General features: G+C 66.5%; 26 protein-coding genes. 3 read left to right on the forward strand and 23 right to left on the reverse strand.

The window, feature by feature from the left end; all coding sequences use genetic code 11:
- Position 1: 1 nt before the first annotated feature.
- The 4 genes from guaA to guaB form a co-directional block, all read right to left on the reverse strand.
- The gene (guaA, locus tag ABG82_RS21065; protein WP_043076539.1) at positions 2 to 1,570 is read right to left on the reverse strand and encodes a glutamine-hydrolyzing GMP synthase; all 1,569 of its coding nucleotides are present in this window, start codon (positions 1,568 to 1,570) and stop codon (positions 2 to 4) included.
- 45 nt (positions 1,571 to 1,615) lie between these two features.
- Positions 1,616 to 3,388: an FAD-dependent oxidoreductase gene (locus ABG82_RS21070; RefSeq protein WP_043076538.1), complete on the reverse strand. Its 1,773-nt coding sequence runs from the start codon at positions 3,386 to 3,388 to the stop codon at positions 1,616 to 1,618.
- A 93-nt stretch (positions 3,389 to 3,481) separates the two neighbouring features.
- Positions 3,482 to 4,618 (reverse strand): GuaB3 family IMP dehydrogenase-related protein, encoded by a 1,137-nt coding sequence (locus tag ABG82_RS21075; protein WP_043076537.1) that lies wholly within the window; start codon positions 4,616 to 4,618, stop codon positions 3,482 to 3,484.
- Between the two features lie 27 nt (positions 4,619 to 4,645).
- On the reverse strand, positions 4,646 to 6,169 hold the full coding sequence (gene guaB, locus ABG82_RS21080; protein ID WP_043076536.1) for an IMP dehydrogenase: 1,524 nt from the start codon (positions 6,167 to 6,169) through the stop codon (positions 4,646 to 4,648).
- 175 nt (positions 6,170 to 6,344) lie between these two features.
- On the opposite strand from guaB, the gene ABG82_RS21085 reads away from it, so the two are divergent.
- On the forward strand, positions 6,345 to 6,749 hold the full coding sequence (locus tag ABG82_RS21085) for a DUF5319 domain-containing protein (RefSeq protein ID WP_005056069.1): 405 nt from the start codon (positions 6,345 to 6,347) through the stop codon (positions 6,747 to 6,749).
- 28 nt (positions 6,750 to 6,777) lie between these two features.
- Here ABG82_RS21085 and ABG82_RS21090 read toward each other — a convergent pair whose 3' ends face one another.
- From ABG82_RS21090 to ABG82_RS21100, 3 genes are all read right to left on the reverse strand, one after another.
- A complete protein-coding gene (locus ABG82_RS21090) occupies positions 6,778 to 8,154 on the reverse strand; it encodes an anti-sigma-D factor RsdA (RefSeq protein ID WP_043076648.1) in 1,377 nt (458 codons plus the stop codon).
- Positions 8,147 to 8,725 carry a sigma-70 family RNA polymerase sigma factor gene (locus ABG82_RS21095; RefSeq protein WP_043076535.1) on the reverse strand — a complete coding sequence of 193 codons (579 nt, stop codon included), beginning with the start codon at positions 8,723 to 8,725 and terminating at the stop codon, positions 8,147 to 8,149. The genes ABG82_RS21090 and ABG82_RS21095 overlap by 8 nt, the downstream gene beginning before the upstream one ends.
- An 89-nt stretch (positions 8,726 to 8,814) precedes the next feature.
- The gene (locus ABG82_RS21100; protein WP_043076534.1) at positions 8,815 to 9,642 is read right to left on the reverse strand and encodes a hypothetical protein; all 828 of its coding nucleotides are present in this window, start codon (positions 9,640 to 9,642) and stop codon (positions 8,815 to 8,817) included.
- A gap of 361 nt (positions 9,643 to 10,003) precedes the next feature.
- Between ABG82_RS21100 and ABG82_RS21105 the strand changes: the two genes are divergently transcribed.
- The gene (locus ABG82_RS21105; RefSeq protein WP_005056056.1) at positions 10,004 to 10,294 is read left to right on the forward strand and encodes a WhiB family transcriptional regulator; all 291 of its coding nucleotides are present in this window, start codon (positions 10,004 to 10,006) and stop codon (positions 10,292 to 10,294) included.
- Positions 10,295 to 10,359: 65 nt separating this feature from the next.
- Here ABG82_RS21105 and ABG82_RS21110 read toward each other — a convergent pair whose 3' ends face one another.
- The 13 genes from ABG82_RS21110 to glmS all read right to left on the reverse strand — a co-directional run bounded on the left by ABG82_RS21110 (position 10,360) and on the right by glmS (position 23,160).
- Complete coding sequence (locus ABG82_RS21110) at positions 10,360 to 10,689, reverse strand: DUF4333 domain-containing protein (protein ID WP_043076647.1); 330 nt, start codon at positions 10,687 to 10,689, stop codon at positions 10,360 to 10,362.
- An 86-nt stretch (positions 10,690 to 10,775) separates the two neighbouring features.
- Positions 10,776 to 12,395, reverse strand: a complete 1,620-nt coding sequence (gene groL, locus ABG82_RS21115) for a chaperonin GroEL (protein ID WP_043076533.1) — start codon at positions 12,393 to 12,395, stop codon at positions 10,776 to 10,778.
- Positions 12,396 to 12,502: 107 nt separating this feature from the next.
- Positions 12,503 to 12,802, reverse strand: a complete 300-nt coding sequence (gene groES / locus ABG82_RS21120) for a co-chaperone GroES (RefSeq protein ID WP_005056050.1) — start codon at positions 12,800 to 12,802, stop codon at positions 12,503 to 12,505.
- 183 nt (positions 12,803 to 12,985) lie between these two features.
- Positions 12,986 to 13,444: a nuclear transport factor 2 family protein gene (locus ABG82_RS21125; protein WP_165589749.1), complete on the reverse strand. Its 459-nt coding sequence runs from the start codon at positions 13,442 to 13,444 to the stop codon at positions 12,986 to 12,988.
- Positions 13,441 to 14,475 carry a tRNA (adenosine(37)-N6)-threonylcarbamoyltransferase complex transferase subunit TsaD gene (gene tsaD / locus ABG82_RS21130; RefSeq protein WP_043076532.1) on the reverse strand — a complete coding sequence of 345 codons (1,035 nt, stop codon included), beginning with the start codon at positions 14,473 to 14,475 and terminating at the stop codon, positions 13,441 to 13,443. Before tsaD ends, ABG82_RS21125 begins: the two co-directional genes overlap by 4 nt.
- A 12-nt stretch (positions 14,476 to 14,487) precedes the next feature.
- Positions 14,488 to 14,955 (reverse strand): ribosomal protein S18-alanine N-acetyltransferase, encoded by a 468-nt coding sequence (gene rimI, locus ABG82_RS21135; protein ID WP_043076531.1) that lies wholly within the window; start codon positions 14,953 to 14,955, stop codon positions 14,488 to 14,490.
- A complete protein-coding gene (gene tsaB / locus ABG82_RS21140; protein ID WP_043076530.1) occupies positions 14,952 to 15,575 on the reverse strand; it encodes a tRNA (adenosine(37)-N6)-threonylcarbamoyltransferase complex dimerization subunit type 1 TsaB in 624 nt (207 codons plus the stop codon). Before tsaB ends, rimI begins: the two co-directional genes overlap by 4 nt.
- Positions 15,572 to 16,039, reverse strand: coding sequence for a tRNA (adenosine(37)-N6)-threonylcarbamoyltransferase complex ATPase subunit type 1 TsaE (gene tsaE, locus ABG82_RS21145; RefSeq protein ID WP_043076529.1), 468 nt, complete (start codon positions 16,037 to 16,039; stop codon positions 15,572 to 15,574). The genes tsaB and tsaE overlap by 4 nt, the downstream gene beginning before the upstream one ends.
- The gene (locus ABG82_RS21150; protein WP_078343730.1) at positions 16,036 to 17,127 is read right to left on the reverse strand and encodes an alpha/beta fold hydrolase; all 1,092 of its coding nucleotides are present in this window, start codon (positions 17,125 to 17,127) and stop codon (positions 16,036 to 16,038) included. Before ABG82_RS21150 ends, tsaE begins: the two co-directional genes overlap by 4 nt.
- Complete coding sequence (alr, locus tag ABG82_RS21155; protein ID WP_043076527.1) at positions 17,120 to 18,337, reverse strand: alanine racemase; 1,218 nt, start codon at positions 18,335 to 18,337, stop codon at positions 17,120 to 17,122. Before alr ends, ABG82_RS21150 begins: the two co-directional genes overlap by 8 nt.
- A 15-nt stretch (positions 18,338 to 18,352) precedes the next feature.
- Positions 18,353 to 19,771 (reverse strand): glutamate decarboxylase, encoded by a 1,419-nt coding sequence (locus ABG82_RS21160; protein ID WP_043076526.1) that lies wholly within the window; start codon positions 19,769 to 19,771, stop codon positions 18,353 to 18,355.
- A gap of 10 nt (positions 19,772 to 19,781) precedes the next feature.
- Complete coding sequence (locus tag ABG82_RS21165) at positions 19,782 to 21,215, reverse strand: bifunctional ADP-dependent NAD(P)H-hydrate dehydratase/NAD(P)H-hydrate epimerase (protein ID WP_043076645.1); 1,434 nt, start codon at positions 21,213 to 21,215, stop codon at positions 19,782 to 19,784.
- 79 nt (positions 21,216 to 21,294) lie between these two features.
- Positions 21,295 to 23,160 carry a glutamine--fructose-6-phosphate transaminase (isomerizing) gene (glmS, locus tag ABG82_RS21170; RefSeq protein ID WP_043076525.1) on the reverse strand — a complete coding sequence of 622 codons (1,866 nt, stop codon included), beginning with the start codon at positions 23,158 to 23,160 and terminating at the stop codon, positions 21,295 to 21,297.
- A 99-nt stretch (positions 23,161 to 23,259) separates the two neighbouring features.
- Here glmS and ABG82_RS21175 point away from each other — a divergent pair, with 99 nt between their 5' ends.
- The gene (locus tag ABG82_RS21175) at positions 23,260 to 24,126 is read left to right on the forward strand and encodes a dienelactone hydrolase family protein (RefSeq protein ID WP_043076524.1); all 867 of its coding nucleotides are present in this window, start codon (positions 23,260 to 23,262) and stop codon (positions 24,124 to 24,126) included.
- Here ABG82_RS21175 and ABG82_RS21180 read toward each other — a convergent pair whose 3' ends face one another.
- Genes ABG82_RS21180 through ABG82_RS21190 form a run of 3 tightly spaced genes read right to left on the reverse strand, consistent with a single transcriptional unit; the run spans position 24,127 to position 26,277 of the window.
- A complete protein-coding gene (locus ABG82_RS21180; protein ID WP_043076523.1) occupies positions 24,127 to 24,357 on the reverse strand; it encodes a hypothetical protein in 231 nt (76 codons plus the stop codon).
- Entirely contained in the window at positions 24,354 to 25,979 is a 1,626-nt protein-coding gene (locus ABG82_RS21185) for a hypothetical protein (RefSeq protein ID WP_043076522.1), read from the reverse strand. The genes ABG82_RS21180 and ABG82_RS21185 overlap by 4 nt, the downstream gene beginning before the upstream one ends.
- Positions 25,972 to 26,277 carry a WXG100 family type VII secretion target gene (locus ABG82_RS21190; protein WP_043076521.1) on the reverse strand — a complete coding sequence of 102 codons (306 nt, stop codon included), beginning with the start codon at positions 26,275 to 26,277 and terminating at the stop codon, positions 25,972 to 25,974. Before ABG82_RS21190 ends, ABG82_RS21185 begins: the two co-directional genes overlap by 8 nt.
- Between the last annotated feature and the right edge of the window lie 55 nt (positions 26,278 to 26,332).

Here is a 26,332-nt window from a genome sequence, read left to right on the forward strand (position 1 = left end):
ATCATTCCCATTCGATGGTGCCGGGTGGCTTGCTGGTGATGTCCAGCACCACTCGGTTCACCTCGGGAACCTCGTTGGTGATCCGTGTCGAGATGCGCTCCAGCACCTCGTAGGGCAGCCGCGTCCAGTCCGCGGTCATCGCGTCCTCGCTGGACACCGGCCGCAGCACGATGGGATGTCCATAGGTGCGTCCGTCGCCCTGCACTCCGACCGAGCGCACATCGGCCAGCAGCACCACCGGGCACTGCCAGATGTTGCGGTCCTGCCCCGCGGCGGTAAGTTCCTCGCGCGCAATGGCATCGGCGCGGCGCAGCATATCCAGCCGGTCGGGCGTGACCTCGCCGACGATCCTGATGGCCAGACCCGGCCCCGGGAAGGGCTGGCGGCCAACGATTTCCTCGGGCAAGCCCAGTTCGCGCCCCACCGCGCGGACCTCGTCCTTGAACAGCAGCCGCAGCGGCTCCACCAGGGTGAAGGTCAGATCCTCGGGCAATCCGCCCACGTTGTGGTGACTCTTGATGTTGGCCGTGCCACTACCACCGCCGGACTCGACGACATCCGGATACAGCGTGCCCTGCACCAGGAACTGGATGCCCTCGTCGGAATTGCCGACGACATCGGAGACCGCGCCCTCGAATGACCGAATAAATTCGCGGCCAATGATTTTGCGCTTGGTCTCTGGGTCGGTGACCCCGGCCAGTTCGCCCAGGAAGGTCTCCGAGGCGTCGACGGTCACCAGCTTGGCGCCTGTCGCCGCCACGAAATCATGCTCGACCTGCGCCCGCTCACCGCTGCGCAGCAGACCGTGGTCGACAAACACACAGGTCAGCCTGTCGCCGATGGCACGTTGCACCAGGGCCGCCGCCACCGCGGAATCCACCCCGCCGGACAGCGCGCACAGCGCGCGGCCGTCGCCGATCTGCGCGCGCACCTGCTCGATGAGTGTCTCGGCGATATTGGCTGCCGTCCAGGCCGATTCGATGCCCGCGAACTCGTGCAAAAAGCGGCTCAGCACCTGCTGGCCGTGCGGCGAGTGCAGCACCTCGGGGTGATATTGCACCCCGGCCAGGCGCCGCTCCCGGTTCTCAAACGCCGCCACTGGCGCGCCTTCGCTGCTGGCGACCACGGTGAAACCCTGTGGCGCTTCGGTAACCGCGTCACCATGGCTCATCCACACCGGCTGCACTCCGGGCAGGCCCTCGTGCAGATCGCCCCCGGCAACCGTCAGCTCGGTGCGGCCGTACTCGCTGGTTCCGGTGTGCGCGACGGTCCCGCCGAGCGCCTGTGCCATGGCCTGAAAGCCGTAGCAGATCCCGAAAACAGGAACGTCCAAATCGAATACGCCGGGATCGAGCCGGGGCGCGCCCTCTTCATAGACGCTCGACGGTCCACCGGACAGCACGATGGCCCGGGGGTTGCGTTCCTTGATCTCGTCGATGCTCGCCGAGTGCGGGATCACCTCAGAGAAGACCCGCGCCTCACGCACGCGACGCGCGATCAACTGCGCGTACTGTGCCCCGAAATCGATGACCAGTACCGGTCGGTCGCCATGCTGCTCCGTTTGCGCCACTGGCTTAGTTTAGTGGCGATGGAGGTGCGCCCCGCTTGCGGGGGACTAGCTGACCGACCGCACCGGTTCGATCGGCAGATGCCGCAGCGCGCCGGGCGCACCTGCCGGCACCACCGGGTGCGACGGGGGCACCGGCGCCATCCGCTGATACGGCAGACCTTGCTCTGGCCGCAGATCCGTCTCGCCCTTGTTGGGCCACAACGACGCGGCGCGCTCGGCCTGCGCGGTGATGCTCAGCGACGGGTTGACACCCAGGTTCGCCGAGATCGCCGCACCATCCACCACATACATGGACGGGTAGCCGTACACCCGGTGGTAGGGGTCGATGACCCCATTCTCCGGGCCGGTGCCGATGACGGCGCCACCCAAGAAGTGCGCGGTGAGCGGAATGTTGAACAGCTCACCCCAGGTACCGCCCGCGACCCCGTCGATCTTGGCCGCCAGGCGGCGCGTCGCTTCGTTACCCGCCGGAATCCAGGTGGGGTTGGGCTCACCGTGGCCCTGCTTGCTGTCCAGGCGCCGCCAGAACAGCGTCTTCTTGGTGAACGTGGTGATCGAGTTGTCCAGGTGCTGCATCACCAGCGCGATGACGGTGCGCTCGCTCCACTGCGTCACGTTGAACATCCGGAACGTGCCCCGCATGTCGGCCCGCGCGTTTTCAATCAGCTGGCGCCACCTCGACTTCGGCCCGTCGCCGTCGGTCATCAGGGTCTGCAGCAGACCCATCGCGTTGGAGCCCTTGCCGTAACGGACCGGCTCGATATGCGTGTCCCCGGTCGGGTGGAAGGAGGACGTGATGGCCACACCGTGGGTGAGGTCCAGGTCGTCCTTGTACTCCAACCGGCCCGCACCGACGATGGATTCGGAGTTGGTGCGGGTGAGTACGCCGAGGCGCTGCGACAGCTTGGGCAGCAGGCCCTTGTCCTTCATCTTGAACAGCAGGTTCTGCGTGCCCCAGGTGCCGGCGGCCAACACCACGTACTTGGCCGTGTAGGTCTTGCGCTGCTTGCGCACCCAGCGACCGGTCGACTTGGTGGAGACCCGCCACACGCCGTCGGCGCCCTGTTGCACCGCGGTGACGGTGGTGAGCGGAATGACCTGGGCGCCATTGGATTCAGCCAATCCCAGGTAGTTCTTGACGAGGGTGTTCTTGGCGCCGACCCGGCATCCGGTCATGCAGGAACCACACTCGGTGCAGCCCACCCGGTCGGGCCCGGCACCACCGAAGTAGGGGTCGGGCACCTTGACGCCGGGTTCCTTGGTGCCCACCGTCTGATCGTGAGACGGTCCGAAGTACACACCCACGGGTGTCGCGACGAAGGTGTCGCCGGCACCCATGTCGTCGGCGACCTCTTTGATGAGCCGGTCGGCGTCGGTGAAGGTGGGGTTCTTCACCACACCGAGCATCCGCTGGGCCTGCTCATAGTGCGGCGAGAGTTCGGCGCGCCAGTCGGTGATGCCCTTCCACTGCGGATCGTTGAAGAACGGGTCCGGCGGCACGTAGAGCGTGTTGGCGTAGTTCAGCGAGCCGCCGCCGACCCCGGCTCCGGCCAGGATCATGCAGTTGCTCAGCAGGTGGATGCGCTGGATACCGAAGCACTTGAACATCGGCGCCCACAGGAACTTGCGCAGATCCCATGAGGTCTCGGCGAATTCCTCGTCCGCGAACCGCCGGCCCGCTTCCAGGACGCCGACGCGATAACCCTTTTCGGTCAATCGCATGGCAGTGACGCTCCCGCCGAATCCGGACCCGACGATGAGCACGTCAAAGTCGGTATCGGCTTCGGGTGATACAGGGACTGCTACCGGTGATGACATCGTTGGCCTACCTCCGCATGGTCACGTTACCGACCAGTATGGAATACAACGAGGGGGGTAATGTAAATTAGGTCACCCTAAGTAGACACATGTCTAAGAGTTGACGGTCAGGCCGACCTTCTGGAATTCCTTGAGATCGCAGTACCCGGACTTGGCCATCGAACGGCGGAGCCCACCAACAAGATTCAAAGTGCCGAACGGGTCGTCGGACGGCCCGGCAAGAACCTCGCTCAACGGCGGCCGCTCCCCCACCGCCACCTGCAGCAGCGCGCCACGGGGCAGCGACGGATGCGCGGCGGCATTCGGCCAGAACCATCCCTCGCCTGCGGCTTCCTGCGCCGCGGCCAGCGGGGTCCCGAGCACGACGGCATCGGCACCACAGGCGATGGCCTTGGCCAGGTCTCCTGAGGTGTGGATGTCGCCGTCGGCCAAGACGTGCACGTACCGGCCACCGGTCTCATCGAGATACTCGCGGCGCGCGGCGGCGGCATCGGCGATGGCGGTCGCCATCGCCACGCTGACACCCAGCACCTCACCGCTGGTGGTCGCGCCCGCGGTCTGCCCGTACCCGACGATGACGCCCGCCGCTCCGGTCCGCATCAGATGCAGAGCGGTGCGATGGTCGATCACGCCACCGGCTACGACAGGGATATCCAGTTCGGAGATAAAGGTTTTCAGGTTTAGCGGCTCGCCGTCGCGGGCCACCCGCTCGGCCGACACGATGGTGCCGTGGATGACCAGCAGGTCGATGCCCGCGGCGATCAGATGCGGCGTGAGCAGCTGCGCGTTCTGCGGGCTTACCCGCACCGCGGTGGTGACACCGGCCCCGCGCACCTCGGCGATGGCCGCCGCCAGCAGCTCGGGATCGATTGGCGCCGAATGCAATTGCTGCAGCAAGCGAATCGCGGCGGAGGGCTCAGGTTCCTTCTGCGCGACCTCGATCACCTCGGCAATGCGGGCCTCGACATCGGCGTGCCGGCCCCACAACCCCTCACCGTTGATGACCCCGAGCCCACCGGCCTTACCCAGCTCGATGGCGAAGCGCGGTGACACCAGTGCATCGGTCGGATGCGCCACCACCGGAATCTCGAAACGGTAGGCGTCGAGCTGCCACGTTGTCGACACGTCCTGCGAGGAACGGGTGCGGCGCGACGGGACGATGTTCACGTCATCGAGTTCATAGGTGCGGCGGGCGGTTCTGCCCATGCCGATTTCGACCAGGTCACGCATGTTGATTTCCTTTACCGCGCCGAGGTGTTAACGCACGTAGTAGTTCGGCGCTTCGGCCGTCATGGTGATGTCATGCGGATGGCTCTCCTTGAGCCCCGCCGCGGTGATCTGTACGAACTGGGCGCGCTGCAGCTCCTCGATGCTCGAGGCCCCCGCGTAACCCATGGCGGCGCGCAGGCCACCCGTCAGCTGATGCATAACGGTCGACAGCGGACCCCGGAACGGCACCCGGCCTTCGATGCCCTCGGGCACCAGCTTGTCCTCGGACAACACATCGTCCTGGAAGTAACGGTCCTTCGAGTAGGACTTGGTCGCACCACGCCCCTGCATGGCGCCCATGGACCCCATGCCGCGGTAGCTCTTGAACTGCTTGCCGTTGACGAAGATCAGCTCACCGGGCGACTCGGCCGTGCCCGCCAGCAGCGACCCCAGCATCGTCGTGGACGCACCCGCGGCAAGCGCCTTGGCGATATCGCCCGAGTACTGCATGCCGCCGTCGGCGATCACCGGAACACCGGCCGGATGACACACGGCCGCCGCCTCCAGGATGGCGGTGATCTGCGGGGCACCCACACCGGCCACCACACGCGTGGTGCAGATGGAGCCCGGGCCCACGCCCACCTTCACCGCGTCGGCGCCCGCCTCAATGAGCGCCGCGGCACCCGACCGGGTCGCGACATTGCCGCCGACCACGTCGACGCGCTCGCCCACCTCGGCCTTGAGCTTGCCGACCATGTCCAGCACCTTGCGGTTGTGCGCGTGCGCGGTGTCCACGATCAGTACGTCAACACCCGCGTCCACGAGCGCCATGGCCCGCGTCCACGCGTCATCGCCCACACCGACAGCCGCGCCGACCAGCAGCCGTCCGTCGCTGTCCTTGGTGGCGTTGGGGTGCTGCTCGGTCTTCGCGAAATCCTTGACGGTGATGAGGCCGGTCAGCCGGCCGTCTCCATCGACGATGGGCAGCTTCTCGATCTTGTTGCGCCGCAACAGTCCCAGCGCGGCATCGGCAGTCACTCCCTGGCGCGCGGTGATCAGCGGCGGCTTGGTCATCACCTCGGCGACGGGCTTGGACAGATCGGCCTCGAACCGCATATCGCGATTGGTGATGATGCCGACCAGCGCCCCGCCCTTGTCGACAACGGGCAGACCCGAGATGCGGAACCGCGCACACAGTGCGTCGACCTCGGCCAGAGTGTTCGCGGGAGAACACGTCACCGGGTTGGTCACCATCCCGGCTTCGGACCGCTTCACCGTCTCCACCTGACCGGCCTGGTCCTCCACCGAAAGATTGCGGTGCAATACGCCCATGCCCCCGGCACGGGCCATGGCAATGGCCATCCGTGCCTCGGTCACCGTGTCCATCGCCGAACTGACCAGCGGGACGTTCAGTCTGATCCGCTTGGTCAGCTGGGACGAGGTATTCGCACCCGCCGGAAGCACGTCCGATGCCGCCGGCAGCAACAACACGTCATCAAAGGTCAGCCCGAGCATGGCGACCTTGTGCGGATCGTCACCGCCGGTGTGGACGGACCCTGCCGCAATGGTCATTCACGCCTCCATGCCAGATAGCCGTCGTATACATCCCGTTGCGCGATGGGCGCGCAACGAGGAAGGAGTGCACCCATCCTATCGGCTCGCCCGGGTTCCGATCTCGGCGGATATGTGCTCGGACATGCCCCACGTGAGCTGGCGCGCGAACCGGCGAACTGCGTACTCTAAGAGTGTGCGCGACCACTTTCCGCCAGGATTGCCACCGGACCCGTTCGCCGATGACCCCCACGATCCATCGGCCGCGCTCGATGCGATCGAGCCGGGTCAGCCGCTCGACCCGCAGGAGCGGATCGCGGTGGAAGAGGATCTTGCCGACCTCGCGGTCTACGAGGCATTGTTGGCCCATAAGGGAATCCGTGGCCTCGTAGTTTGCTGCGATGAATGTCAGCAGGATCATTACCACGACTGGGACATGCTGCGTGCCAACCTGCTCCAGCTACTGGTTGACGGCACCGTCCGCCCACATGAACCGGCCTTCGACCCCGAGCCTGAAGCCTACGTGACCTGGGACTATTGCCGTGGATACGCCGATGCCTCGCTCAACGAGGCGGCCACGGACCGCGACGGGTTCCGCTGACCGTTCGGGTGATTTCGGCCCCATGGACCTACTCGCCCCCGTGCGTGCCCGATCCACTCCCCTGATTCGCTGATCCACCACCCGGATTGGCCGGTGCGGCCGGGATCGACGTCATCGCAGGCATGTGCCGCGACGGTCCGTCCGAGCCCGAACCCGCGTTCCCGCCGAACCCCGGAGACCCGTGAAGGTTGCCCGACCCCGGGCTGTTGACGGGTGCCTGATAGTTCGGCACCGCGGCATCCGGCACGCGGGTAATCGGTGTCGGCGCCTCGATCGTCGTCGGCGCGGTGATCGCGGGAGTGTCCACAACACCAGGCCGGGTGGTGACGATGGTCACCCCTTCCGGCGTCGTGGGCACGGTCACGATGGGCGCTGTGGACGGCGCCGTAGCGCTCGGCGTCACGCCCGGCACCGACGTGGGCGTGACCGTGGGCACCGTCGTCGTTTGCGGCGCGCTGGACGGAGTCGAGGTGACCGCGGACGCCGAACTCGGCGGCGTCGTGGTGAGTGTGACCGACGTGGACGTGGAAGTCGGCACGGATGTCACGCTCGTCGAGGTGGCGGCGGAGGTACTCGCCGAGGTCGAGCCGCTTGTCTCCGTCGTCGGCGTCGACGTGGCGGTCGAGGTGGGGGCCGACGTGGATGTGGTGTCGGACGTGGTGACCGATGTCGACGTCACCGAGGTCGTCGCGGTGGTCGAGGTCGTGTCACTGGTTGTGCTGGTGACGGGTGCGATCGACGGCGGCGACAACATGATTCGCGGCGTCTCTGTCACCATCTCCGGCGGCACGGTGGCCTGCGGGTCCTTGGCGTCGATCCTGACTTCGGCCTGCTGCACGCGGCTGGCCAGCGCGGCCTTCTGCTGAGCGTCACCGACCTCGTTGACGCGCGCGGCGGCCACTCCAAGCTGCTGCTGGGCTCCTTCCCAATCTCCTTGGGAAATAAGCTTTTCCACCTGAGCGAGTTCGGTTTGCGCCGACAGCACCACCGGATCGGTGCGCACTGCCGGAGGCGCCCCGAACAACGAGGTGCGCAACCCGTACAGGGCGTCACCGGGATGTGATTGGTAGACCGCCGCACCGAATCCGCCGAACAGCAGCGTCACCGCGGCCGCCGAACCGACCGTCGTGGCCAGCAGTCGCGAGCGTCCGCCACGGTCGCGCAACGCGTTACGCGCCTGACCGAGTGTGGGTTTGGCGGGCATCGGCTCGCGCCCGACGTCCTCGCGCCACGCCGCCAGCATCATCGCCACGGCGTACTCGTCCGAGTCGGAGGTGGCCACCGGCAGATCGGCCGCGATGGCGTCGATCATCCGGTTGGTACGCCGCAGCGCAGCGAGATCCTCCGGCCCCTCGTTCTCTTGCCAGCCACCCTGGCCCGGGAACCATCCGCGTCCATCAGCCACGGTGATCACCCGCCCGAGTCATCTCGGCCTTGAGTTTCTGTAATGCGCGGTGCTGCGCCACCCGCACCGCACCCGCACTACTGCCGACCGCGTCGGCAGTCTCTTCCGCGGACAAGCCGACAACGACGCGCAGGATCAGGATTTCGCGTTGCTTCTCGGGCAGCACTTCCAGCAGCGCTTGCATGCGCCGCGATGATTCGGAGTTCAGTGCCTCCTGCTCGGGGCCGGCATGGCGGTCGAACTGCTCGGGCAGGTTCTCGGCGGGATCGGATTTGTCCCGCGCCATCGCACGATGCGCGTCGGCTACCTTGTGTGCGGCGATCCCGTACACAAACGCCAGGAACGGGCGTCCCTGATCTTGGTAGCGAGGCAGCGCTGCGATCACCGCGAGACACACCTCCTGCGCTACATCGTCTGCGGAGAGACCACTTCTTTCCGCCGTTCCGACACGCGCGCGGCAATATCGCACCACGACGGGCCGGATGGCACTAAGTACCTCGGAAAGCGCGTCGCGATCGCCATTGACGGCAGCAGCAACGACATCGTCGAGCCCGCTCTCCGTACTTGTCATCGACTGCGCATTCCCCAGTGTTACGTGTGGTGCACCGTTGTGGTGCTGTTACCTAGGACAATAGCGGTGGGCGCCAACAGGCAGCACATTTAGTCCACCACCTCAAGGCGCCAACGACCGCCCGCGCGGGCAATCCAGGCGGCGCATTCGCGGCGAACAGCAACGAGGTCTACGTCACCTTGCCCCGTCTCATCACACGTCGGCAGTCCGGCCAGCATTGCCGCCAGTGCCCACCGCAGCGGTACCAGCTTGTGGACGGTGGCCGCCTGTAACCCGCGGGCGGCTACCGCGGCGGCTTCTTCCAGATCGCCGACGCTGCTGAGCGCAGCGGCCAGCACCATCACCGTCTTGACCTGGTGCCTTACCGACGGCACCTCCTGCGCGAGCTCTTCGGCGATGCGGGCGTGCCGCAGTGAGCGCGCCCCGTCACCGGACACCATGGCCAGCTCGGCCCGTACCCAGGCCAGCCGCAGCGGCAGACGCCACGGCCAACGAACGTCACCATCCCCGGCGAGCGGCGCGGCCTGTTCCAGTAATGCGTGAGCAAGCGGAAAACGCGCCAGACCCAGCGCATCCGCGGCCAACCCGACAAGCGCGTCGGAGCGCGCCTCGGCATTGGTGCCGGCCAGCGCCAGCGCCCGCCCATCGAGCCCACGAGCGTGCGCATGCCAGGCGAGCTGACGCAGCAGTGATGCGCGGGCGCTCAGGGCCTGAGAGGCCAGCCTGCCGGGCCGCGATGCCGGGATGGCACTCAATTCGGCGTGCGCGGCGGCATACCTTCCCGCTCCACCGAGCGCGATGGCGCGCAACCAGGCATCATCTGGAGTCGAGGCCCTGGGCAGAGGCCAAGTAGCTGGACCGGCACCGAAGGCAGCATCGAGAAGTACTGCCGTCGCGGAGGTCGGAGAAGTCACCATGGGAGCGGCCACCGTACCAATTCCGCCAAATATGGCGTTAACAGTTGATGCAGCAGATGTTAAATCGACATCAACTGGAGCTGTGAACACTTCGCGAACGCAGCGTTAAGGAAACGGAAAACCCACGGCCAAAACCGGCTGACCACGCAGGTGAGCGACCCTTACGTACCAGGCATGAGCAAAGACGATGAACGTGATGTTAATTCTGGACCTAATGGTGTGATGTTGCCATGATCATCGCCTATTGACTGGATTTCTACCGCGCACCTACGTTGTTTACACCGCTTGTCATTGGCGACACGTCTGGTGCTACTTCACTCACGCGCAGGTCGACTGCGCGCGCAGCGAGAGGGTTAACCACATGCCGCAGCCACAGCAATTGCCTGGGCCCAACGCAGATATTTGGGATTGGCAGATGAAGGGTGTTTGCCGAGGAGTCGATTCGTCGGTGTTCTTCCATCCCGACGGAGAACGCGGCCGCGCTCGCGCACAGCGCGAGATGAAGGCCAAAGAGATGTGCCGGGCCTGCCCGGTGCTGGTGCAGTGCCGCGCACACGCGCTGGCCGTTGCTGAGCCGTACGGAATCTGGGGCGGGCTTTCCGAGTCCGAGCGTGAACTGATTCTGCGCCGCGGAGTACGCCGCACCGCCTGATACGCAGCGCGATGCGTCGGGCCCCCGCACCCACCTGGTGACGGGGGCCCGACGTTTGCGGGGCTTTATGTGGCGGCGCCGGGCGCCGGGTCGTCGACCTTCCAGTTGAACGAGATCTTCGTCCCCTCGACACCGGTGGCCGTCACGGTGACGCCGATCGTCTTACCTTCGCCATCGACGACAGCGCAGCGTTGGGTAGCGCCCTTCTCACCCTTCAGCGGCCCGTCACAGCGCACGTTGGTGAGCGCGACACCTGTCTTCTCCGTGATCGCGTCCTTGAGCCCGGCCTCCAACTTCGCCTTGGCGAGTTCGGGAGACGACGAACCCAGACTGAAATGCGCCTCGCAACCCGAGAGCAGCAGCCCGGTCAGGGCAAGCGCCGCCCATCGCGACATCTGAATAGCCATCAGTCAAGTAAACCCCCGCAGAAACGAAAGCACCCCCGGTCCTGTAGGTCCGGGGGTGCTTTCGTTGAACAGAACTAGTGCGCGTGCCCGTGGTGACCGTGCCCGTGGTCGGCCTCCACGGCCGGCTTGTCCACAATGCTGGTTTCGGTCGTCAGGATCATGCGAGCCGCCGACGCCGCGTTGATGACGGCCGAGCGGGTCACCTTCACCGGATCGATGACGCCATCGGCGATCAGGTCGCCGTACTCCAGCGTTGCCGCGTTGAAGCCGTGTCCGGCATCCAGCTCGGCGACCTTGCTCACCACGACGGCCCCGTCCAGCCCGGCGTTGGCGGCGATCCAGAACAGCGGCGCGGACAGCGCGGCCTCGAACACGTCGACGCCCTTGGCTTCGTCACCCTTGAGCTCGACACGCAGGCCGTCCAGCGCCGACCGGGCCTGCACCAGGGCGCTACCGCCACCGGCGACAATCCCCTCCTCCACGGCAGCCTTCGCTGCCGCGACGGCGTCCTCGACGCGGTGCTTGCGCTCCTTGAGGGCGGTGTCGGTGGCGGCGCCGACCTTGATCACCGCAACACCGCCGGCCAGCTTGGCCAGGCGCTCCTGCAGCTTCTCGCGGTCCCAGTCCGAGTCGGTGGATTCGATCTCCGCCTTCAGTTGGGCGACACGTGCCTTGATGGCCTCCTCGGAACCGCCACCATCGACGATGACCGTCTCGTCCTTGCTCACCACGATGCGGCGGGCGGTGCCCAGCACCTCGATACCGACCTCGCGCAGCGACAGACCCACATCGGGGTTGACCACCTGTGCGTTGGTGACGATGGCCAGATCCTCCAGGAACGCCTTGCGGCGGTCACCGAAGAACGGCGCCTTGACCGCGACGGCCTTGAGGGTCTTGCGGATCGCGTTGACCACCAGGGTGGACAGCGGCTCGCCCTCCACGTCCTCGGCCACGATCAGCAGCGGCTTGCCTTCCTTGGCCACCAGCTCCAGCAGCGGCAGCAGGTCCGGCAGCGAGCTGATCTTGTCGCGGTGCAGCAGCACCAGCGCGTCGTCCAGGATCGCCTTCTGCTCGTCGAAGTCGGTCACGAAATACTGCGACAGGTAGCCCTTGTCGAACTGCACACCGTCGGTGATGACCAGCTCGGTGTTGATGGTCGAGGACTCCTCGACGCTGACGACACCGTCGCCACCGACCTTGGTCATGGCCTCGCCGACCAGCTCGCCGATCTCGGGATCGCGCGAGGACACGGTGGCCACCTGGGCGATGGCGTGCTCGCCGGACACCGGCGCGGCCACGGTCAGCAGCCGCTCGGACACCGCGTCCGCGGCGCGGGAGATACCGGCACCGAGCGCGATGGGGTTGGCGCCCGCGGCCACATTGCGCAGACCGGCCTTGACCAGCGCCTGCGCCAGCACGGTTGCGGTGGTGGTGCCGTCGCCGGCAACGTCGTTGGTCTTGGTCGCCACCGACTTGACCAGCTGGGCGCCCAGGTTCTCGAACGGGTCTTCCAGGTCGATGTCGCGAGCGATGGTGACACCGTCGTTGGTCACGGCGGGGCCGCCGAATGCCTTGGCCAGCACCACGTGCCGTCCACGGGGACCGAGCGTGACCTTGACCGCGTCGGCCAGCTTGTTGACCCCGGCTTCCAGGGCGCGGCGCGCGGTCTCGTTGAATTCGATCAGCTTGCTCATGTGTTCTCTCTAGTCGGCTTTCTCAGCACCGGACAGGAATGGGTAAAACGCGTACCGCCCCGGAAATAGCCTGCATCGCAGGTCATTTCCGGGGCGGTCACATGGTGTTACTTGCTAACGACAGCCAGCACGTCGCGAGCCGACAGGATCAGGTACTCCTCGCCGTTGTACTTGATCTCGGTGCCGCCGTACTTGCTGTAGATGACGACGTCGCCCTCGGACACGTCCAGGGGGATCCGCTTCTCGCCATCCTCATCCCAGCGGCCGGGGCCAACTGCGACGACGGTGCCTTCTTGCGGCTTCTCCTTGGCAGTGTCCGGGATAACCAGACCGGAAGCGGTCGTGGTCTCGGCCTCATTGGCCTGCACGAGGATCTTGTCCTCGAGTGGCTTGATGTTCACGGCCACAGTGATCCCTTTCCCTCTCAGGGTGGCTCGGTGGGCCTGGTGCCCATGAGCCTGGATTGTCAATAGATGTTTCGGCGGCCGGATGAGTGTCGCGTCGTCGTCGCGGGTGCCGACACGACGTCAACCGATCGCCATCTAGCACTCTATACATGAGAGTGCTAGCGCTCAAGGGTGGGCTGCTCCCTAACCGCTCAACGCGCCGGGATCCATCAGCAGATGAGCCGAGACGTCGCCGACCATCTCGACATCCACCCGCCGCGAGCTGAAATACCAACCCTGCCCGTCGTGGCCGAAGGTGTCGCGGTATCGGCCCACCGCGATCGGCTGCAACGGCAGCTGCTGGGTGGCTTGGACCACGCAGAACGTCGATCGGGCCGAGGCAGCTCCGTCCCCGGTGACCTCGACGATCGGGTTGAGCACCAGGTGCCTGGTACGCGGTGTGCCGCCGGTTTCCCGGTAGCGGCGGGTCGTCGTGAAAAAGAGCTTGGTGATGGCCGAGGCCCCCGACACACTGCCCTGTTCCCCACCGAAGGAACCGCGGCCCAGCAGCTGGCCGACCCCGTCGAAATCCCCCGCGTCCATCAGCTCGGCGTAGCGGTACAGCAGGTCTGTGATGGCCAGCCGGTCCGCGATATCACTCACCGCACCTGTCCCTTCACCACCGGTAGCCCGGGATCCGCGGCGGCCTGCAGCGAGGACGGCTCGGCGCCCGCGGCCACCAGGTGCGCCGCGAACGAGGCGATCATCGCGCCGTTGTCGGTGCACAGTCGCGGCGGCGGCACCCGCAGCGTCAGGCCGGCCTCGGCGCACCGCTGCTCGGCCAGCGCCCGCACCCGCGAGTTGGCGGCCACGCCACCGGCGATCAGCAGGGTGGAGACGCCCAGGTCCGTCGCCGCGCGCACCGCCTTCATGGTCAGTACATCGGCCACCGACTCCTGGAACCCCGCGGCCACATCGGCCCGGGAAAAATCGGCTTCCGCGCCATGTTTTTCCACGTAGCGCGCCACCGCGGTCTTGAGTCCGGAGAAGCTGAAACTGTGCCTGGCATCACGCGGACCCGTCATACCCCGCGGAAACGGAACCGCTGACGAATCACCTTGTTGCGCAAGCTCGTCAAGCACCCGGCCGCCGGGATAGCCCAGCCCGAGTAGTCGGGCCACCTTGTCGTAGGCCTCGCCGGCCGCATCGTCGACGGTGGCGCCGAGCTCTTCAATGGGCTCGGCCAGTGACCGCACGTGCAACAAGCTGGTGTGCCCGCCGGAAACCAGCAGCGCCACGCATTCGGGCAGCGGCCCGTTTTCATAGACGTCGGCGGCGATATGTCCGCCGAGATGGTTCACTCCGTAGAACGGCACCCCCCAGGCCAGCGCCAGCCCTTTGGCGGCCGATACCCCGACCAGAAGCGCACCTGCCAGCCCGGGACCGATGGTCGCGGCGACCACATCCGGCTTCTGTACACCCGCGATATCCAGCGCGCGCCGGGCGGTGACGCCGAGTGCCTCCAGATGTGCACGGGAAGCGATCTCGGGCACCACTCCACCGAAACGTGCGTGCTCGTCGACGCTGGAGGCCACCTCGTCAGCCAGCAGCACGACCGACCCGTCGGGGGTCAGTTCGGCGATACCCACTCCGGTTTCGTCGCAGGAGCTTTCGATGGCGAGGATGACTGTCATGGCAGCATCAGCCTATTTCACCTCGCCGTGGGCAGGGCGTTTCATGGTGAAGGCGTCTGCTCCGCTACCGGGGTAATACCGCTTGCGCAAGCCGACGGTCTCGAAACCGGCGCCCTGGTACAACGCGATCGCGGCCTCGTTATCGGTGCGGACCTCCAGGAACACCGGCCCCGGATCACTGTCTGCGTGTGCGAGCAGCGCATCCAACAGGCGCCGTCCCAGGCCCTGTTTCTGATAGGCCGGATCCACGCCGATGGTGTGAATCTCATACTCGGGCTCATTACGTCCCAACCGGGAGATCCCGCCGTACCCCACCAGCGTGTGTCCGTCCCGTGCCGCCAGATAGAAGATGTGCGCCGACGCGAGCTCGGCGAGGAAGGCAGACTCCGGCCAGGGGTCGTCGCCCTCGAACAGGACCGCCTCCAGTGCCGCACACCGCCGGGCGTCGCGGCGGCGCAGCGGCTTGAGCTCGATGCTCATCGACGAGGTTCTTTGGCGTCGGGGCGACGCAGATACAGCGGAGTCAGCGCACCAGGAGGCCGGTCCCAGTCCGCCACCTGCACCAGCCGGGACGGCGACGGATACTGACGATCCAGCACCGGAAGATCGAAAAGCGCTGCGTGATCGGGTGATCCGGCGATCTGGGTGTAACCGTTCAAGGACACGTCCGCGGGTGCGTCGACGGCCGGGCCGCTGACGCGGGTGCCGTCGCGATATCCCGCCCAGTACACCTCACGCCGGCGCGCGTCGGTGACGACGAGAACGCTGCCGGCGGTGTCATAGCCGATGGCGTCCAGGGTGCACACCGGGTACACCGGAACATCCAGAGCCAGACCCATGGCCGCCGCTGTCGCCATGCCGACGCGCAGCCCGGTGAACGGACCGGGTCCGCAGCCCACCACGATCGCGCCCAACTCACCGACCGCGACACCGGCATCGGCGCAGGCCGCCCCGATGTTCGGCGTGAGTGCCTCGGCATGTCCCTTGGCGCCCATGGTGATTCGCTCGGACAACGGTCGCACCGATCCGTCCGGCGCGCGCCGGACGAGCCCCGCCGTGATGGCGGGGGTGGCGGTGTCGAGGGCAAGTACTACGGTCACGGTTCGCGGCTCCAATGCCAGGTCGCGGTGCGTTCATCGGAACCGGGGGCACGTTCCAGCCGAATATCCAAGTGATGCGCCGAGAGCCGCTCGGCCAGCCCCTCTCCCCATTCAACGACGACCACCGAGTCATCCAGATCGGTGTCCAGGTCCAGGGAGTCGAGTTCACCGAGTAGGTCGGCATCGCGATGTTCCAGCAGCCGGTAGACGTCCACATGTACCAGCGCCGGGGCTCCGGGCCGCCGCGCCTCATGAACCCGTGCCAGCACGTACGACGGCGAGGTGATCGGCCCGTCGACATCCATGCCTTGCGCGATTCCCTTGGCCAGTGCGGTCTTTCCGGCCCCCAGCGGCCCGCTGAGCACCACGACGTCGCCGGCGGTGAGCCCGCGCCCGATCTTTTCCCCGAACTCCAGGGTGTCCTGCAGCGTCGGCAGCGCCGCGCTTCCCGATTCATCGATCACAGCCCGGTCCGATCCCGCAGTCGCTGCTTGATCGCGGCGAAAAGTGTTGGCGTTGAACGTCTGACCAGCCGGTCTATACCGTCATTGACGATTCCCGGATGTTCCAGCTGCACCAGATGCCCCGATTCACGCACCAGGATCAGCTCGGTGTGGCCGCTGGCCCCCAATTGCGCTGCCATGGACTCCGATTGGGTATGCGGGGTCAACATGTCGGTATCCCCGCATACCACCAGGCTGGGCAGTGGCGCGATGATCGGCAGCGCCGCGGTCTCGTCATGCTCCTCCAGTGCCCGCAGGAAATCCACAATGGTGGTGACGGGCGTCTGGTGAATCATCCGCGCACTGAACTTCACCAGCGTGGGACTTACCCGCTGGCCGCCGTACGACGCCGCCTGCAGCACCGGACCTACCAGTGATTTCACCGCGCCGCGCCCGTGGTGGGCCGGACGGGGCGCGTAATGCACCGCCGTGCGCAGCACGCGCAGTGCCGGATTGCGCAGTCCCTCACCGATCGCGGTATGCGAAAGACCTTCGGCCGCACTGGCGATCAGGCCCACCCCGACGATCCGGCGGCCATACTGCTCAGGATGGCGCCCGGCGTGCGCGAGGATGGTCATGCCGCCCATCGAGTGCCCCACCAAGACGGCGTTACCTTTCGGCACCAGCACGCGCAGCACCGTTTCCAAGTCATCGCCGAGCTGTCTGATGGTGCACGAGGCGGGCGCGGGCGCGCCCGAACGGCCATGTCCACGCTGGTCGTAGAAGACCATCCGCACGTTGTCGCCCCACCGGGCGGCAAGCTCGCGGCGCTGAAAATGAAACGACGCCATCTGCAGGCAGAAACCGTGCACGAACACGACGGTCAGCGGCGCGCTGGATGGGCCCACCTCGCGAACCGCAAGCGGGACACCGTCATCGGTCATCACGATGCTGCCGCGATCGGTCTCCAGCAGGTCGAAGTCCTCGTCGCGGTAGGGGTCATCGAAGCCGCGCCTACCGAGGGAGCGGGCGGTGCCGACACCGGCTACCGTCACCACCGCCCCCAGACCCGCGACGCCGGCCAACCAGGCGTTCGACTTGCTACTCAACGGCCCTGACATCCCGGTACGTCCGCACCACCCTGCCCCGCGGGCCGGTAACCACTTCGTAGGCAATGGTGTCGAGCAGATCCGCCCAGTCTTGTGCCGTCGGCTCGCCGCCGGTGCCGGGCCCGAAAAGGGTTGCCACATCGCCTGCTTGGACCCCGGCCCCATTGTCACCCAGGTCGACCACGAACTGGTCCATGCACACCCGGCCGATGTTCGGATACCGGCGCCCGCCGATGGCGACCTCGAAGCGGTTGCCCAGTCCCCTCACCACGCCGTCGGCATAGCCGAGCCCGATGAGCGCCGCGTTGGTGTCGCGCGGAGCCGTCCACACATGCCCGTAGGACACGCCCTCACCGGCCCGTACCGGCTTGACCGAGGACACCGCGCACGTCAACGACATCGCCGGGATCAGGTCAACGGAAGTTCGGCCGCGGTTGGATGTCGCCGACTCCGCGGCTCCAAGCGGGTTGATGCCGTACACCGCGATACCCGGGCGCACCATGTCGTACCGCGCGTCCGGACGCGTCAAGGTGGCCGCCGAATTCGACAGATGCGCCAGCTCGTAACGCACGCCGACGCCGCGCGCCACCTGGAGCGCCTCGTTGAACCGGCCGATCTGCATGTCAATGGTGGGATTGCCCGGCTCATCGGCATACGCGAAGTGAGACATGATGCCGCGCACCCGAATCGCCTCCTCGGCCTGCGCCTTGGCCAACGCCTCGAAGAGGTCACGGGTGTACTCGGCGGGCACCCCGTTGCGATTGAGCCCGGTATCCACCTTGACCGACGTGATCGCCTGCCGCCCGGTGGATCGCGCCGCCTTGAGCAGCTCGCCGAGCTGACCCAGCGACGAAATCGCCACCTCGACATCGGCGTTCAGCGCGCCGGCATAGTCGGCGCCCGGTGCGTGCAGCCAAGCCAGCAGCGGCGCGTCGATACCCGCGGCACGAATCCGCAGCGCCTCGGTAACGGTGGTCACTCCGAGCTCGTCGGCACCGGCGCCGAGCGCGGCACGCGCCACCCGCACCGCGCCGTGCCCATAGCCGTCGGCCTTGACCACCGCCATGAGACGCGCCGATCCGGCGTACTCACGCAGCAACCGGACGTTGTGGGCGATGGCACCGAGGTCGACGACCGCCTGCGCGGTCGCCTCACCCGTGTTCGGCGGGGGGCCGTCCGTTGTCGTCGAAGTCGTGCTCACCGGCCCCATTGTCCCATCCGCACGCTAATGGGCGAACGGCTGCACCTCGTCGAAGTGCCCGTTCGGCTTCAGCTCGTCCAGTCCCTTGAGCACAGTGATGAGGTCGTCGCGCAGCGCCCTGGCCAGGTCACCCGAGAAGCCCTCGCGCACCACCACGCGCAGCACGGCGATATCGGTGACGTCATCGGGCATGGTGTACGCCGGTACCTGCCAGCCGAAAGCCCGCAACGAATGCGAGATGTCGAACTCGGTATACGGGCGATTGCCCTTCAGCCGGAACGACACCACCGGGATGGCCGAGCCATCGGTGATCACCTCGAAATGCTCACTCTTGTTCAGCTCGTCACCGAACCAGCGAGCCGTCTCCGACAGGCAGCGCATCACCTGGGCATACCCGGCTCGGCCCAGCCGCAGGAAGTTGTAGTACTGCCCCACCACCTGATTACCCGGCCGCGAGAAGTTCAGGGTGAAGGTCGGCATGTCGCCACCCAGGTAGTTGACCCGGAACACCAGGTCCTCCGGGAGGTGTTCCTTGCCGCGCCACACCACGAAACCGATCCCGGGATAGGTGAGCCCGTATTTGTGTCCGCTGACGTTGATCGACACCACCCGCGGTAGCCGGAAGTCCCAGTGCAGTTCGGGATGCAGGAAGGGCACCACGAAACCGCCGCTGGCGGCGTCGACATGCACCGGCACATCGGGTTTGCCGGGAGTGGCGGCGAGTTTGTCCAGCGCCGCGCAAATCTCGGCGATCGGCTCCAGCTCACCGGTGAACGTGGTGCCCAGGATTCCGACGACGCCGATGGTGTCCTCATCGACCGCGTCGAGCACCTGCTCGGGAGTGATGACGTATCGGTCCTTGGCCATCGGCAGATACCGCGGTTCCACATCGAAATACCGGCAGAACTTCTCCCACACCACTTGCACGTTGGAACCCATCACCAGGTTGGGGGTGCGCCCCTTCCAGTCGTCACCCACCTTGGCGCGCCAGCGCCACTTGAGGGCCAGACCGGCCAGCATGACCGCTTCGCTGGATCCGATGGTTGACACGCCCACCGCCGAGGACGGGTCCTCGGGCGACAAGTCGTCGGCATGGAACAAATCGGCCACCATGGCCACACACCGCGACTCGATCGCGGCGGTCGCCGGGTACTCGTCCTTGTCGATCATGTTCTTGTCGAACGTCTCAGCCATCAGCTTTTCGGCCTCGGGGTCCATCCACGTCGTGACGAAGGTCGCCAAGTTCAAGCGGGAGCTGCCGTCGAGCATCAGCTCGTCGTGGATGAACCGGTAGGCAGCCTGCGGATCCATCGGCTCGTCGGGCAGCCGCAGCGCCGGGATGGGCGCCGTGGACAGCCGGCCGGTATAGGCGGGGCTGAACGAGGAGGCGTTGATCTTTCCGGCGTGCGCCGAGAGACGGAACTGATCGCGAGAATTCGACATAACCCGATTCTCACCCTATTTCGGCGATCGCCCACCGGAGATGTCCAAGAAGACGGGAAGCCGAAATGGGAGCTTTACCCGGCCCCGGGTCAGCGGCGGCAGCGGCAGCGGCGCGGGCGTGCACGTACGCGCCCATCGCGGCGGCTCGATCCGCCGGAATGCCGGCCGCCAGCAGTGCGCCGATCACGCCGGCCAGTACGTCACCCGAGCCCGCGGTCGCCGCCCACGATCCATGTGCGCGGTTCAGATACGCGGTCCCGTCGGGCTGGGCGATGACGGTGACATTGCCCTTGAGTAGAACCGTGGCGTTGAGCCGGGCCGCCAGCGACCGCGCGGCACCGACCCGGTCGGGCCCGGGCGGTGCACCCGCCAGCCGGGCGAACTCACCGGCATGCGGGGTAAGGACGGTGGCGGCAGTACGCGATGCCACCAGCTCGGTCAGGTCGGGGTGCTCGGCCAGGATCGTCAGCGCATCGGCGTCGACAAGAACGGGCAGACCGCCGGAAAGGACACGGCGCAGGGTTCGCGTCTGGCGTTCGGCGGTGCCGTATCCGGGACCGATCACCCAGGCCTGCACCCGGCCCGAGGCCTCCTCCGTCTGGGTGGCGATCGCTTCCGGCCAGTGCGAAACCACTTCGGCGGCAGCCGTTCCCGCGTAGCGAACCATCCCGGATGTCGCGGCCACCGCCGCGCCGGTGCACAACACCGCTGCCCCGGGATACGTGCTCGATCCGGCCAGCACTCCCGTGACGCCCTGGGTGTACTTGTCGTCGGACGGTCCTGGGATGGGCCACGCGACGGCCACGTCATGGGCGTCCAGTTCCCGCAATGTCGAGGCGGGCAGGTCCAGTCCGATGTCGATGAGTCGGACCTCACCGCAATCGCCCAGAGCGTGAACGGGTTTGTACCCGCCGAACGTCACGGTGACCGCGGCCCGAAACGCCGGGCCGTCCACCGCTCCGGTGTGTACATCGACGCCGCTGGGGATGTCCACCGCGATCACCGGTATGCCTTCGGCGCTGATCTGCTCGGCGATCTCGGCGGCTCCCGGTCGCAATGGGCCAGTACCGGAAATACCCACCACACCGTCGAGGACGAGGTCGGTGTCGGCGGGCACGGCGGATACCACCCGGCCGCCAACCTTGCGCAAGGCCGTCAGACCCGCGTGATGCACTCGTTCGGGGTTGAGCAGTATGGCGCTGACCGCAACGCCACGCCGCCGCAGGAACGTCAACGCCCACAGGGCGTCTCCCCCGTTGTCGCCAGAACCCACCAGGGCGCAGACACTGCGCCCGGCCACCACACCCGCGCGCCGCGACAGCTCCTCCGCGACCACGGTGGCCAGTCCGTAGGCGGCGCGCCGCATCAACGCGCCGTCTGGCAGCGCGGCCAGCAGCGGCGCCTCGGCGTCTCTGATCTCTTGGGCGCTGTAGTAGTGCCGCATCACGCTATCTTCGCCGAACACACGCACCGCACGCCGCTCCGGGGACCTTTGTGCACGACGTGTCGTCTCGCTCTGGGAGCTATTCGACGGTGACCGATTTGGCTAGGTTGCGCGGCTTATCCACGTCATATCCACGGGCCTGTGCCACCGCCGCGGCGAAAACCTGCATCGGAATCGTGGACAGCAACGGCTGGTACAACGTCGACACCGCGGGAATCTCGATGAGATGGTCCGCGTAGGGCCGGATCGTCTCATCACCCTCTTCGGCGATGACGATGGTTCGCGCACCCCGGGCCTGGATCTCCCGGATGTTGCTGAGCAGCTTGGAGTGCAGCAGTCCCATGCCCTTGGGCGACGGCATCACCACGATGACTGGCAATCCCTCTTCGATCAACGCGATGGGGCCGTGCTTGAGCTCGCCTGCCGCAAAGCCCTCGGCGTGCATGTACGCCAATTCCTTGAGCTTGAGGGCGCCTTCGAGTGCCACGGGGTAACCGACATGACGCCCCAGGAACAAGATGCTGGAGGACTGTGCGTACTGCCGGGCAAGATCGGCGACCGGATCCATCGCGGAGATGACCCGTTCGATCAGCTCCGGCATGGCCTCCAGCTCGTGGTACTCACGGGCCACTTCATCGGGGTACTTAGTACCTCGGGCCTGCGCCAAGGCAAGTCCGACAAGGTAATTGGCGGTCACCTGGGCCAGGAAGGTCTTGGTGGCGGCGACACCTATCTCCGGCCCGGCGCGGGTGTACAGCACGGCGTCGCACTCACGGGGAATCTGCGAACCATTGGTGTTGCAGACGGCCAGCACCTTGGCCTTCTGTTCCTTGGCGTGCCGCACCGCTTCCAGGGTGTCGGCGGTCTCGCCGGACTGCGAGATGGCGACCACCAGTGTGCTGCGATCCAAAACCGGATCACGGTACCGGAATTCGCTGGCCAGCTCGATCTCCACGGGCAGCCGCGTCCAGTGCTCGATGGCGTACTTGGCCAGCAATCCGGAGTGGAACGCGGTGCCACAGGCCACCACGAACACCTTGTCGATATCGCGCAGCTCCTGATCGGAGAGCCGCTGCTCATCGAGCACTATCCGGCCGAGGTCGAAGTGCCCCAGCAGCGTGTCGGACACCGCGGCCGGCTGCTCGGCGATCTCCTTGAGCATGAAGTACTCGTATCCGCCCTTTTCAGCGGCCGACAGATCCCAATCGATCTTGAACACCCGGGCGTTGCCGGAATCGTCGTTACCGTCGAAGTCGGTGATGCGGTACCCGTCCGCGGTAATCACGACAACCTGGTCCTGCCCCAATTCGACGGCATCCCTGGTGTATTCGATGAACGCGGCCACATCGGAGCCGAGGAACATCTCACCGTCACCGATACCGACAACCAGCGGGGTGGACCGGCGCGCGGCCACAATGGTGCCCGGATCGTCGGCGTGAGAGAAGACGAGGGTGAAGTGCCCCTCCAGCCGTCGCACCACGGCCTGCACCGACGCGACGAAGTCACCCGCGGTATCCCCGGACTCGTACTGACGCGACACCAGGTGCACGGCCACCTCTGAGTCGGTGTCACTGGCGAACTCGACGCCGGCGGCTTCCAGCTCGGCGCGCAGCACCGCGAAGTTCTCGATGATGCCGTTGTGCACCACCGCGACCTTGCCGCTGGCATCCCGATGCGGATGCGCGTTGCGGTCCGTGGGGGCACCGTGGGTGGCCCAACGGGTGTGGCCCATTCCGGTCGTCGCGGCGAAAGATTCACCCGATTCGGCGATCGCCGCCTCCAGGTTCGCCAGCCGGCCCGCCTTGCGCTGCACCAACAACGCGCCGCTGCCGTCGGCAAGCGCAACCCCGGCGGAATCGTAGCCGCGGTATTCGAGCCGCCGCAGCGCCTCAAGGACGACACCAAGAGCGTCCCGGTGGCCGACGTACCCGACAATTCCGCACATAGCCCACCAGGGTAGTTCAGTTCCCACTGCGGTCCGCAATACCGGCGATCAGCTACGGTCATGCCATGGTTGTCGGTCTTCGAGCGAGCGGCTCATCCCATGGCTAGCACCAGCACGCTCTTCAAAGCCCTGACCCGCCGTGGTCCGCACAAGGTTCTGCGCGGCGACCTGGCCTTCGCGGGGGTCACCGGCGTCGTCTACACACCGGATGCGGGCTTCAACCTGCCCGCAGTGGCGTTTGGGCACGACTGGCTGACCGGTACCGACAAATATCGCGCCACCCTCGAACACCTCGCGTCCTGGGGCATCGTCGCCGCCGCCCCCGACACCGAGAAGGGGTTGGTCCCGTCACACCTCAATTTGGCCGCCGACTTGGCCACAACACTCGAGATCGTGACTCGGGTGCGCCTCGGCGACGGCAAGATCAGCGTGCACCCCACCAAACTGGCACTCGCCGGCCACGGCCTGGGCGCCTCTGCGGCTGTCTTCGCGGCAACCCGGACTCCGGCACTGGTGGACAAGAAGAATCGTCCGGTCGGTGCCAAGACGGTGGTGACGCTGTTTCCCAGTACGACGCAGCCGCCGGTTGAGGCCAGCGCGGCCGGACTGACCATCCCCGGGCTGGTGGTGACGAGCACCGAAGACGCGCAGTCGCTGCGCTCCAACGCGACAGCTCTGGCGCAGGCGTGGCCGGGCGCCGAGTTGCGCTACCTCACCAAGGCGAAATCCGGCGGATTGCCCGAGCACAGCTGGGTTCGCAGGTTCATCGGCCTTGGCGGATCGAACCGGGCCACACAACGCAACACCCGGGCCCTGTTGACCGGCTATCTGCTGTTCCAGTTGGTGGGCGACAAGCGCTACCGTGATTTCGCCGACGCGGCAGCCGAGCTGCCCAACACCTCACGGCCGGAGGCCACCGAGCGCGAGATCAGCCAGCTCGACCGCGTGCAATCGCTGCTGAAGTAGTCAGCGCCGCCACCGCTGCCAGCGATAGATATCGTCCTCGTCGAAGTCCGACTCACTCATGTACGTCTGCGAGGGCATGCGGAATTCATTGACGGACTTCGCGATCGCCGCCGCTTCCGGCGCCTCGGGCACCGGCTCCTCGCGCGCCGCGTCCGCGTCGTCTCGCAACTGATCAAGCGTGCTCTCGAAATCCGCGACGATGCCCGCCAGCGCATCGGTGATATCGATCATCGCCCGGCCTTGGGCAATTCGTCAGCGGCGATCTCGCACGGCGTCTCCCCTGCCTCAGCCTTCGCGGCGCGGGGCTGGGCTGCAACGTTGGTCGGCCCCACCGACGGCAAAGGTGAGGGCTGTTGCGCCGCGGGCTGTGGTTCGGACTGCTGTGCCGGAACCGGTTGCTGAGCCTGCACCGGGTGCGGAGTCACCGGAGCCGTGACACCCGCGGGTTGTGCGGCCGAAGGACCACCGGCCGCAGGCGGAATCGCGCCCAGCGGCGTGGTGCCCAGGGGGGTTCCCGGCGTGGTCTGTCCCGGAACGCCGCTTGGCGCGGCTTCGGGTCCGCCGGCGCCGGCGAGTTGAATGCCCGGCGCCGCCTTACCATCCGTCGCGAATGTGGCCCCGGCGTCGGCCCGTGCCTCCTGGATGGCAGCGTCCTTGGCCGCGGCCATCTTGGCGTCCGGGTCCTTCTTGCCATCGGTAGGGGCATCGTCCTTCTTGTCGGCGGCCTCCGCCGCCGTGCCGTCCAGCTTGTCGGCGCCGTGATCGCCCTGCCCCATCTGGTCGAACGGAATGTTGGAGATGCCCTCTGTGATCGCGCTGACTATTCCGCTCGCCGCCTGGCCGATGGAACTCAGCGCGCCGGTCAGGGCGCCGGTGACGCCGCTGACCATTTGACTCGGGTCCATGCCTTGCTGACCCTGCCCTTGACCGGCGCCCTGCTGCCCGGCGTTGGACATCTGGCCACTCGGACCGCTCATCGCGGCGGCCGGCGTGGCCGTGCCCTGCATGCCACCGGCCGCGGTGTCGCCGGCGGCCCCGCCACTCGCACCGGAACCGACGTCGGCGGACTGGCCCTTCTTGACGTGCTTCTTGTGTTTGTCCTTGTCGTCGGATGTGTCCGTCGAGTCATCGGTGCCGTCATCGGGGAATACACCGGGTGGCGGTTTGAACGCGGCGGGCACGTTCTTCGTCAGCCCGTTGATCAGGACGTCGTACGCTGCGCCGCCTGAGGACCACGCATTTTTGAAGGCAGGCAAGAGCTGGCCCTCAATATTTTTCTGGACGTGCGGACCGATCATGGTCGCGTTGGTCTCGTCGGCTTTGGACCTATCACCCGTACCGGTCTTGTAGGTCGCGACCGCACTGTCGAAATGCGTTCGGTCGGTCACCAGTCCATCGACCATGGTCGTCGCCTGCGTCTTCAGATCAGTGATGTGCCACAGCGTCTTCCGCAGACCTTCAAGCCCTGTCGAGACTTTCCCGAATTCATCGGCCACCGCATCGGCAGTCGAATTGTGAGTCTTCAGAAAATCATTCGCCACTTCGGAGCCCTTGCCGTCCCATAACCCGGCTAGCTGCTGCAGCTGTCCGCGCTGGCGTTCGGCAGCGGCCTTCATGGTGGCCGCCGCACCCTTGAACAGCTCAAGGTCCGCACTCAGCCTGTTCAAGTCCATCCCGGCATCCATGTCATACCAATCGAACAGCTGACGCTCGTTGGCGGTGAGATCCGGATTGGTGATGGTGACGGGCGACTTGCCGTTGCCATGGATCGCGGCGGTGACGTAGTTCTGCGAGTTCGCCAACGCCTGCAGCCCCTCGCCGCGGAGCGCCTCGATATCCCACTGGTTAGCCATAAACGCGGGTCACCTGCTCTGTCGACTTGGCCTCAGTTTCGGCATACCGTTGCGCGGTCGCGCGCAGTTGTTCGGCGATCACGGCATTGGTCCGGTACCAGTCCTCGAGGTGGGTCACCACTTCGCGCAGTCCGCTCATGACGGCGTCGCCCTTGGCGGTGTGCCACCGGCCGGCCGATGCCCCGCCGAACGACAATCCTCGCAGCTGCTCTATTGCCTTCTGCAACTCACCGGCAATGCTGTCGAACTCTCCGGCGACCCCCTGGACACCAGCGACATCGATCCTGGTTTTTCCCATATTGACTACGACGGGTGGGTACCGATTCCGGTTCCATCTTTTTTCCCGGATCTGT

The sequence above is a fragment of the Mycobacteroides immunogenum genome (assembly GCF_001605725.1).
GTDB classification, from domain to species: Bacteria; Actinomycetota; Actinomycetes; order Mycobacteriales; family Mycobacteriaceae; genus Mycobacterium; species Mycobacterium immunogenum.